Origin of the sequence: Marinobacter sp. OP 3.4 (genome assembly GCF_036224885.1) — a bacterium.
Taxonomy (GTDB): Bacteria; Pseudomonadota; Gammaproteobacteria; order Pseudomonadales; family Oleiphilaceae; genus Marinobacter.
Genome location: NZ_JAVVLT010000108.1, coordinates 25,165 through 33,955 on the forward strand (window position 1 = coordinate 25,165; position 8,791 = coordinate 33,955).

The window sequence follows — 8,791 nt, forward strand, 5'->3', positions numbered from 1 at the left end:
TATGGAATGCTTGTTGTAGCAGCCCTCGGAGGCAATGCCCTGTTGCGGCGCGGTGAACCGCTGACCGCCAGGGCCCAGCGCGCCAATGTAAAAATTGCCGCTGAATCACTGGCGGGCATTGTCCGCGCCGGCCACCAACTGGTGATCACCCATGGCAATGGCCCGCAGGTGGGCCTGCTGGCACTGCAGGGCGCCGCCTACAAGCCGGACGAAGCCTATCCGCTGGACGTGCTGGGCGCCGAAACGGAAGGCATGATCGGCTATATCATCGAACAGGAACTGGAGAATGCCCTCGGCCATGACCGCCCGGTGGCCACCCTGCTGACCCAGGTGCTGGTGGACAGGGACGACCCCGCTTTTCAGAAACCCACGAAGTTTGTCGGGCCCGTTTATGGGAAGGAAGAAGCAGAGTCCAGAGCCAAAGCCGCTGGCTGGCATATAGCCCAGGATGGAGACAAGTGGCGCCGGGTGGTGCCCTCCCCTGAACCCCTGGAGATTCCGGACATGCGGGTGCTCCAACTGCTGCTGGATCAGGGTGTGGTGGTGATCTGCGCCGGAGGCGGCGGCATTCCCGTTCTGCGCCGGGACGACGGCAGTATGATCGGCGTGGAAGCGGTGATCGACAAGGACGCGGCCAGTGCCCTGCTTGCCCGACAGCTGGGGGCAGACGCCCTGTTGCTGCTCACCGATGTGGATGCCGTCTACCGTGATTTCGGTACGGACGCCGCCGCCCCCCTCCACAGCCTGACCCTTGCCGAAGCGGAAAGCCTGGCCCTGCCGGCCGGCTCCATGGGGCCCAAACTGGCAGCGGCAAGCCGTTTCGCCGAAGGCGGCGGCATCAGTGGTATAGGTAGGCTGGAGGATGCCGTGGCGATCCTTGAACGCCAGGCAGGTACCTGTGTTGTCAACTGATACCTCCCCTACCAAGACCACGGAACAACTCTGGCATACCATGGATGCCGCCGGTGCCCGGGAACAACTGACGGCAACAGCGCCCCTGAGCGCTGAAGATGTCGCGGCACGGCTCACCACCTATGGCCCCAACCGTCTCCCGGAAGGACGATCCAGCGGCCCACTGGCCAGGCTGGGGCGCCAGCTCCGCAACTTCCTGATCTACGTTCTGCTGACTGCGGCTGCCATTACCGGTGCATTGGGTCATTGGGTCGACGCCGGCGTTATCCTGGCAGTGGTGGTCATCCAGACACTGGTGGGCTTTATCCAGGAGGGCAAGGCCGAGCAGGCACTGTCCGCCATCCGCCATATGCTGGCCCCCAAAGCACGGGTGGTGCGGGAGGATGGCCAGCACCAGGTGAACGCCGCAGACCTGGTGCCCGGGGATACCATCCTGCTGGAACCCGGCGACCGCGTGCCGGCGGATATCCGGCTGGAAAAATGCCACAACCTGAAGGTTGAGGAAGCCATCCTGACGGGCGAGTCCGAGGCGGTGGAGAAATCCCCGGAGCCCGTGGAAAAAGAGTCAGCACTGGGTGACCAGACCGGCATGGCGTTTTCCGGAACCATGGTATCCACGGGCACCGGTCGCGGGGTGGTGGTTCGCACCGGAACGGAAACAGAGATTGGTCGCATCTCCGGCCTGCTGGCCCGGACCACCTCCCTGAAAACACCGCTGCTGGAACAGATGGACCGGTTCGCCCGGCTGCTGTCCATCATTGTGATTGTTGCCGGAGCAGCCATATTCGCCGGAGGCCTGGCCTTCAGTGGCCTGCCTTTCCGGGAGCTGTTCATGGCGGTGGTTGGCCTGACCGTGGCTGCGATTCCCGAAGGGTTGCCGGCAATACTCACCATTACCCTGGCCATTGGCGTGCGACAGATGGCACGACGCCAGGCCGTGGTCCGGCGGATGCCCGTTATCGAGTCCCTGGGGGCGGTCTCCGTGATCTGCTCCGACAAGACCGGCACCCTTACCCGCAATGAAATGATGGTGACCACCGCAGTGCAGGGCCATTGGCGGCTGGACGTGACCGGCGAGGGCTATGAACTGGAAGGTATGGTGCGCCAGGACCACCAGCCCGCCGAGGTTACCGGGGCGCTGGAGGAACTGGCCCGTGCCGCTGCCCTCTGCAACGATGCCCATCTTGATTTCAGGGAGGTATCGCCACGCATCCAGGGCGACCCGATGGAAGCCGCCCTGAAGGTGTTTGCCCACAAGGCGTCGTTCGACATTGAAGCCAGTGCCAGTGACTGGCCCCGCCGGGATGAAATCCCCTTCGACACCCAGACCCGCTTCATGGCAACCCTCAACCATGATCACCATGGCCACGGCGTGGTGTACATCAAGGGTGCCCCAGAGCGCATCCTGGACATGTGCGAATCGGAGTTATCGGCGGATGGCGAAACAGCCGCCCTGGATAGAGCCCGATGGGAAAAGGTGATTGCTGACCTGGCCTCGGAAGGCCTGAGGGTACTGGCCCTTGCCCGCAAACCGGTACCCCGTGGCACCACGGACCTGGCGGTGGAAGACCTGGATAGCGGCGTGGAACTGTTGGGCCTGGTGGGGCTGCTGGACCCGCCCCGGCAGGAAGCCATCCGCGCCATCTCGGACTGCCATGCCGCGGGTATCCGCGTGAAAATGATCACTGGCGACCACGCCCTGACCGCAGGTGCCATTGCCCGCAAGCTGGGGCTGCGGAACAGCGAGCGGGTGTTAACCGGGAAGGAGCTGGATGGCCTGAGCGCCGAAGCGTTGCAACAACTGGCGACGGAAGTGGACGTATTCGCCCGCACCAGCCCGGAACACAAACTGAGGCTGGTGGAGGCCCTGCAGGCACAGCACGGTGTTGTCGCCATGACCGGCGACGGTGTCAACGACGCGCCGGCGCTGAAGCGGGCCGACGTGGGCATCGCCATGGGCGTCAAAGGGTCGGAAGCCGCGAGGGAGGCCTCATCGGTGGTGTTGCTGGACGATAACTTTGCCAGCATCGCCGCCGCTGTCCGTGAGGGGCGCACGGTCTACACCAACCTCAAAAAGGGCATTGCGTTCATGTTGCCCATCAACGGCGGCGAATCCATCAGCCTTATTACCGCCTTGCTGCTGGGGCTGGCACTGCCTATTTCGGCGCTGCAGATTCTCTGGGTCAACATGGTCAGCTCCGTTGTGCTGGCCATGACCCTGGCGTTCGAACCGCCGGAACCGGATGTCATGAAGCAGCCACCCCGGCCCAGGGAGCAATCCCTGTTGCAGGGATTCCTGGTCTGGCGGGTGTTTTTCGTATCGCTCCTGTTTCTGGTGGGTATCTTCGAAGCCTGGTTCTGGGCCATGCACCACCATGGCGACCAGAGCGTGGCCCGTACCCTGGCCGTCAACACCCTGGTGGCCATGGAGGTGTTCTACCTGTTTGCCGTGCGTTACCTGGATACACCGTCCATCACCCTTCGGGGTGTCATGGGAACACCGGTGGTGCTTGGAGCGGTGGCGGCCGTCGTGGCGCTGCAACTACTATTCACCTACCTGCCCTGGTTCCACAACACCTTTGAAACCAGCCCATTATCCCTGGAAATGCTGGTTTTCGCCGGTGTTGCCGGAGTGGTCGTGCTGGTGATCCTTGAGATTGAAACCTGGGTTCGCAGGCTCCCTTCGCGAACCGTCGGTATCAGCGAACAGGAACGGCAGGAAAAGAATCCTGACACATGAGCCGGCCGCCCTGGGCCAACTTCGCCCGTTGGGATTTCCAGTCCAACTGGATCCGGAAGACGCAACCCCGTCACCATGACCGCCGTCCACACGGCGGCAATCCGGAATGCTCGGGACCCTATGCCATCCACCGCTTCCCGAGCTACCGGAATCTGCGCTAGGGTGTCATCAGGCCCCATCGACTGGAGTCCTGCTAATGGACCACAATGCCTACCGCACCGCCCTCACCGAATGCAGCGTCGGCAGCGAGCGCTTCTTTCCCCCGTCGGAGTTCACGGAACGCCGCAGCCGGGTAGCCAAAGCCATGGCCGAGCATGGGTTGGATGCCCTGCTGGTAACCGACCCCGCCAGCATCCATTACCTGACCGGCTACAAGACCTTCGAGGTATCCGTTCATACTGCTCTGGTCTTCCGTACTGACCACTGCTTCCTGCAGGTTCCGTCCATTGAAACCGGGCCGGCGGTCACCACGGCCTGGGTGGATGAGATTTCCGGCTATCACTGGGAAAACGTTGAATCCGTGGTCGACCCCCTGGTCTCCCAGTTACGGGGCTGCCGTCGCGTGGGCGTCGATCCCTGGAATGCCGGGCTGCGTTTTGGCGTGATGGAAGCCCTTACCTCCCAACGGGGCCGGGAGCGCTTCCAGGCCTGTGGCGACCTGCTGGCTGGCGTCCGCCTGATCAAGACCGATGCCGAGATCGAATGCCTGCGGGACAGTGCCCGTATTACCGAGGCCGGGCTGGAAGCCGCGATTGCCACGATCAGGCCGGGAGTGGACGAGAACACCGTTGCCGCCGCCGGCGCCAGCGCCCTGCTGGCGGCGGGCAGCGATTTCATGAGCATGCAGCCCATTGTCACCAGCGGCCCACGCATCAGCGTCATCCACCTGAACCACCAGCAACGGGTCATCCAGCCCGGCGACCCGGTGTTCCTGGAGTTCGGCGCCGTCCGCCAGCGCTATACCGCCCCGATGATGCGCACGGTAGTGGCCGGCGAGCCCAGCGATCCGATGCGCCGGCTCAGGGACGTCTGCCGCCGTATCCATGATGCCCTGCTGGATACCATGTGCCCCGGCAACCGCTTTGATGATGCCGCCAGGGCCGCGGAGGCAGCGCTGGCCCCGGTGGCCGGGGAGGTGTTCTTTTCCGGCGTGTTCGGTTACTCCGTGGGTGCGCAGTTCCCGCCCAGTTGGGTCGAGGGCACGGGCTACATCGCCCGGGGGCAGCAGCGGCAGTTCGCCCCGGGCATGGTGTTCCACCTGCCCCTTTGCCTGCGACTGCCTGGCCAGTGGGGCATCGGCATGAGCAATACCGTACTGGTGACCGAGCGTGAGGCTGAACCCCTGACCCACAATGACTGGGAACTGACCAACTGTGCCTGATTGGCACCCGGATGACCGGATAAACCTGCAAAATCCACCTTTCGATGGTTTAGGAGCAGCCTGATGAATGTACTGATCGTCGGAGCCGGAGTGGTCGGTGTCACCACCGCCTGGTCCCTGGCCAAACGGGGGCACCGGGTGACCGTGGTGGACCGTCTGGATGGGGCGGCCCTGGAAACCAGCCGGGCCAACGCCGGTCAGCGTTCCTACGGTTATGTGTATCCCTGGGCCGCTCCCGATATGGTGGGCAAGGCCCTGAAGGGGCTGTTCAGCAAGTACGGTCCGTTCAAGATCACCACACCCTGGTCCCTCCACACCCTGCAATTCCTGGCCATGACGGCCCGCTGCAGCCTGAGCCAGGAGCGCTATAATCGGAGCCATGGGGCCTTGCTGGACCTGGCCGAATACAGCCGGCAGTGTTTCCTGGCACTGGAGGAACTTCCCGAAGACTGCTTCGATGGGCAACATGAAGGCCTGATGGAAGTGGCAAACGATCAGGCAGCCTGCACGGCCCTTGGCCAGAAAGCCCGGGTACTGGATACACTGGGTGTTGACCATGAGTGGCTCAGCCCCGAAGCGGTCCGGCAACAGGAGCCCGGCATGCAGGGCCCGGGCCCCGTAACGGGAGGTCTGCGAATGCCCGGTGACGGTACCGGCGACTGCCACCGTTTTACCCAGGCGCTGGCGATAGCCTGTGAAGCGCGGGGCGTGGCGTTTCAGTATCGCACCACCATCAGGGACTGGGACCTGCACGATGAGCGCATAAAGGGCGCCTGGCTGCAAAAGGCTTCGGGGGAGACCCGCCGGAGTACGGAAGAAAACACATCACCTGCACACTACCTGGAAACCGATCAGGTGGTGCTTTGTGCCGGCTGTGCCTCCCGCGACCTGGCCCGGCCCCTGGGCCTGAGCCTGCCCATCTATCCGGTCAAGGGTTACTCCCTCACCGGCACCCTGGACGATCCCGCAAAGGCGCCCCGCTCCACGGTGGTGGACCATGGCTACAAGGTGGCCATGACCCGGCTGGGGGATCGGGTTCGGGTCACCGGTTTTGTGGAGCTGGCCAACTTCAATCGCGGGATTCCAGAGCGGCGTCTGCAGGTACTTCGGGAAGCCTTTGCGTCACGGTTCCCCGGCGCGGCCGACCTTGAGCAGGCAGAGCCCTGGGCCGGCTTTCGCCCCATGACTCCCGATGGTCCCGCCCTGCTGGGCTGGGGCCGGCAGGAGAACCTGCTGCTCAACACCGGTCACGGCACCTTCGGCTGGACGCTATCAGCCGGTTCTGCGGAAATCATCGGCCAGCTGCTGGACGGTGAAAACCCGGCCGTTGACCTCAGCCCTTTCCGCCCGGAACGTTTCCACAGGGGCTGAGTCCGGCCACCAAAAGCCTGTTATGCTGTTCCCCTATCAATCCACAACTGACAAACACCAATAACGGAAACAACAATGCTCAAACTCCACGGCTTCTCCGCCAGCAACTACTACAACGTCCCCAAACTTGCCCTTCTGGAAAAAGGCATCGAGTTCGAAGAGGTACTGTCCTACACCGGCGTCGGCCCCAAGTACAAACCCGAGTATCTCGACAAGAGCCCGATGGGCAAGGTCCCGGCCCTGGAAACCGACGAAGGTTTTATCAGTGAATCCCGCGCCATCCTGGACTACATCGAACGGGCTCACCCGGAGCCTTCCCTGTTGCCAGCCACGCCCTTTGACATTGCCAAGGTGCAAGAGCTATCACAGTTCATCGAGCTCTACTTCGAGCTGGTGGCCCGTCGCCTGATTCCGAACCTGTTGACCGGTTCCGCCCCCGACCCGGCGGTGCTGAAGGAAGTGGAGAGCAGTCTCGACAAGGCCGCCGCAGCGCTGCCGAAGCTGTCCACCTTTGACCAGTTTGCCTATGGCGACCAGTTCACCCTGGCGGATATCGCGGCGATCCTGAACCTGCCCATTGTGCGTAATGTCGGCAAGGCCTTCCTGGACCGGGATCCACTGTCGAATGTGCCCGGGCTGGAGGCCTACTGCGCGCGCATGGAAGAACGCCCCCATGTGAAGAAAGTCCGTGCGGACGCCGCCGAAGATCGCCCCCAGTTCATGGCGCACCTGAAGGCCCTGTACGGGTTCTAGTGTCCCGCATGACTGCACGCTGAGCAACTTCACGGCTTACCGCTGGCCAAGGCGCGAGCAGCAGGCAGGGGGCAATGGATTAACCAGACCGGGACCGTTGCCCCCTTCGCCAAAAGCCTCGCGAACATATGACAAAGCTTGACAAATCCGGGAGAACCACCGGGCTACCCGCTGCGTAATGCTTGCCTCGAGAGAACGGATTTCCCCTGCTCCCTCGAATGCTCTATTCCCTTTAGCCTCAAACGCGCCAGGTAACCCGTCGATGTTCGCGAACCGCCGTAAGCAGCAACTATCCGCCCAGCAAGTTAGAATACAGGACCTGGAATCCACGATTGACGCCATCGAGGATTCGGTTGCCTGTATCCATTTTAAGCCCGACGGCACCATCCTCCGGGCAAATGCGCTGTTTCTTGATGTGGTCGGCTATGAACTGGAAGAGATCCAGGGCCGTCACCACCGGATATTCTGCGATCCGGACCATGCCAGGACACTGGAGTACCGGTCATTCTGGCATCAGCTCGCCGAGGGCAGAAAGCAGACCGGAACCTTCCCCCGTAAGAGCAAAGCCGGAGAGGACCTGTGGCTGCAGGCCAGCTACTTTCCGATACGGGATCCTGAAAACCGCGTTTCCCACATCATCAAGCTGGCCCATGACGTGACGGCGGAACACCAAAGAACCACCCGCCAGGCGGCAGTGTTTGACGCCATTAACCGTTCAATGGCGGTGATCGAATTCACACCCGATGGGGAGATCCGGGTAGCGAACGACAACTTTCTCAATGCGGTAGGCTACCGGCTGGATGAGGTCAGGGGCAGACACCACCGGATATTCTGCAAGCCGGATTTCTACCAGGAAAACCCGGATTTCTGGGCACAGCTTCGCCATGGACAGTTCAAATCCGGCAAGTTCGAGCGAGTGCGGGCGGATGGCTCGACGCTCTGGCTTGAAGCCTCCTATAACCCGATTCTGGACGAAGATGGGAACGTCTGGAAGGTGGTCAAATTCGCCAGTGACATCACCGACCATGTTGAACAGGCAGAACGTACCAGCAATGCCGCCGGAGTGGCATCCGCCACGGCCACGGAAACTTCCCGAAATGCGTCGCAGGCAGCCGAGTCGCTGGCTGCATCCCTGAAAACGTCGGATCGCATCCGTGACCGGATCGAGGTAGCGACAGCGGTCATTGAGAAGCTCGATGCCCAGTCCAAGAGCATTGAGCGGATCATCGGCACCATCGCGGCAGTGGCGGATCGCACGAACCTGCTGGCACTAAATGCGGCCATTGAGGCGGCCAGGGCCGGAGACCAGGGGCGTGGCTTTGCCGTGGTTGCGGATGAAGTCAGGCAATTGGCGGCCCGTACCGGTGAGTCCACGTCCGAGATCGAAAAGGTGGTGAACGAAAACCTGACCCTGACAGCGGAAGTCGTCAGCAAGATCAGCGAGGTCGCCGGGGTTGCCGAAACCGGCAGGGCGGAGGTGGCCAGTGTTGAGGAGATTGTCCGCCGGATCAGCGCGGGCGCCGAACGGGTCGAGCAGGCCGTTGCGTCAATCAGCCAGTAGCGGCTCTTTTAAAATGGAAATAAAAAAGGTTCATCGCGGATTAGCGTGAAAAAGTAGGAGACGGCGGTAAAAC

Annotated in this window: 6 protein-coding genes; all 6 read left to right on the top strand. The window is 62.4% G+C overall.

Annotated elements, in window-relative coordinates:
- The first annotated feature begins 6 nt into the window (after positions 1 to 6).
- The 6 genes from arcC to RO069_RS18355 all read left to right on the top strand — a co-directional run bounded on the left by arcC (position 7) and on the right by RO069_RS18355 (position 8,718).
- A complete protein-coding gene (arcC, locus tag RO069_RS18330; RefSeq protein WP_328189525.1) occupies positions 7 to 912 on the top strand; it encodes a carbamate kinase in 906 nt (301 codons plus the stop codon).
- Positions 913 to 952: 40 nt separating this feature from the next.
- Complete coding sequence (locus RO069_RS18335) at positions 953 to 3,652, top strand: HAD-IC family P-type ATPase (protein WP_442915393.1); 2,700 nt, start codon at positions 953 to 955, stop codon at positions 3,650 to 3,652.
- A 196-nt stretch (positions 3,653 to 3,848) separates the two neighbouring features.
- Entirely contained in the window at positions 3,849 to 5,033 is a 1,185-nt protein-coding gene (locus tag RO069_RS18340) for a M24 family metallopeptidase (protein ID WP_328189527.1), read from the top strand.
- Positions 5,034 to 5,096: 63 nt separating this feature from the next.
- Positions 5,097 to 6,404 carry a D-amino acid dehydrogenase gene (locus RO069_RS18345; RefSeq protein ID WP_328189528.1) on the top strand — a complete coding sequence of 436 codons (1,308 nt, stop codon included), beginning with the start codon at positions 5,097 to 5,099 and terminating at the stop codon, positions 6,402 to 6,404.
- Between the two features lie 75 nt (positions 6,405 to 6,479).
- Positions 6,480 to 7,157, top strand: coding sequence for a glutathione S-transferase family protein (locus tag RO069_RS18350; protein ID WP_328189529.1), 678 nt, complete (start codon positions 6,480 to 6,482; stop codon positions 7,155 to 7,157).
- A gap of 262 nt (positions 7,158 to 7,419) precedes the next feature.
- Positions 7,420 to 8,718 (top strand): methyl-accepting chemotaxis protein, encoded by a 1,299-nt coding sequence (locus RO069_RS18355; protein ID WP_328189530.1) that lies wholly within the window; start codon positions 7,420 to 7,422, stop codon positions 8,716 to 8,718.
- Positions 8,719 to 8,791 lie beyond the last annotated feature (73 nt).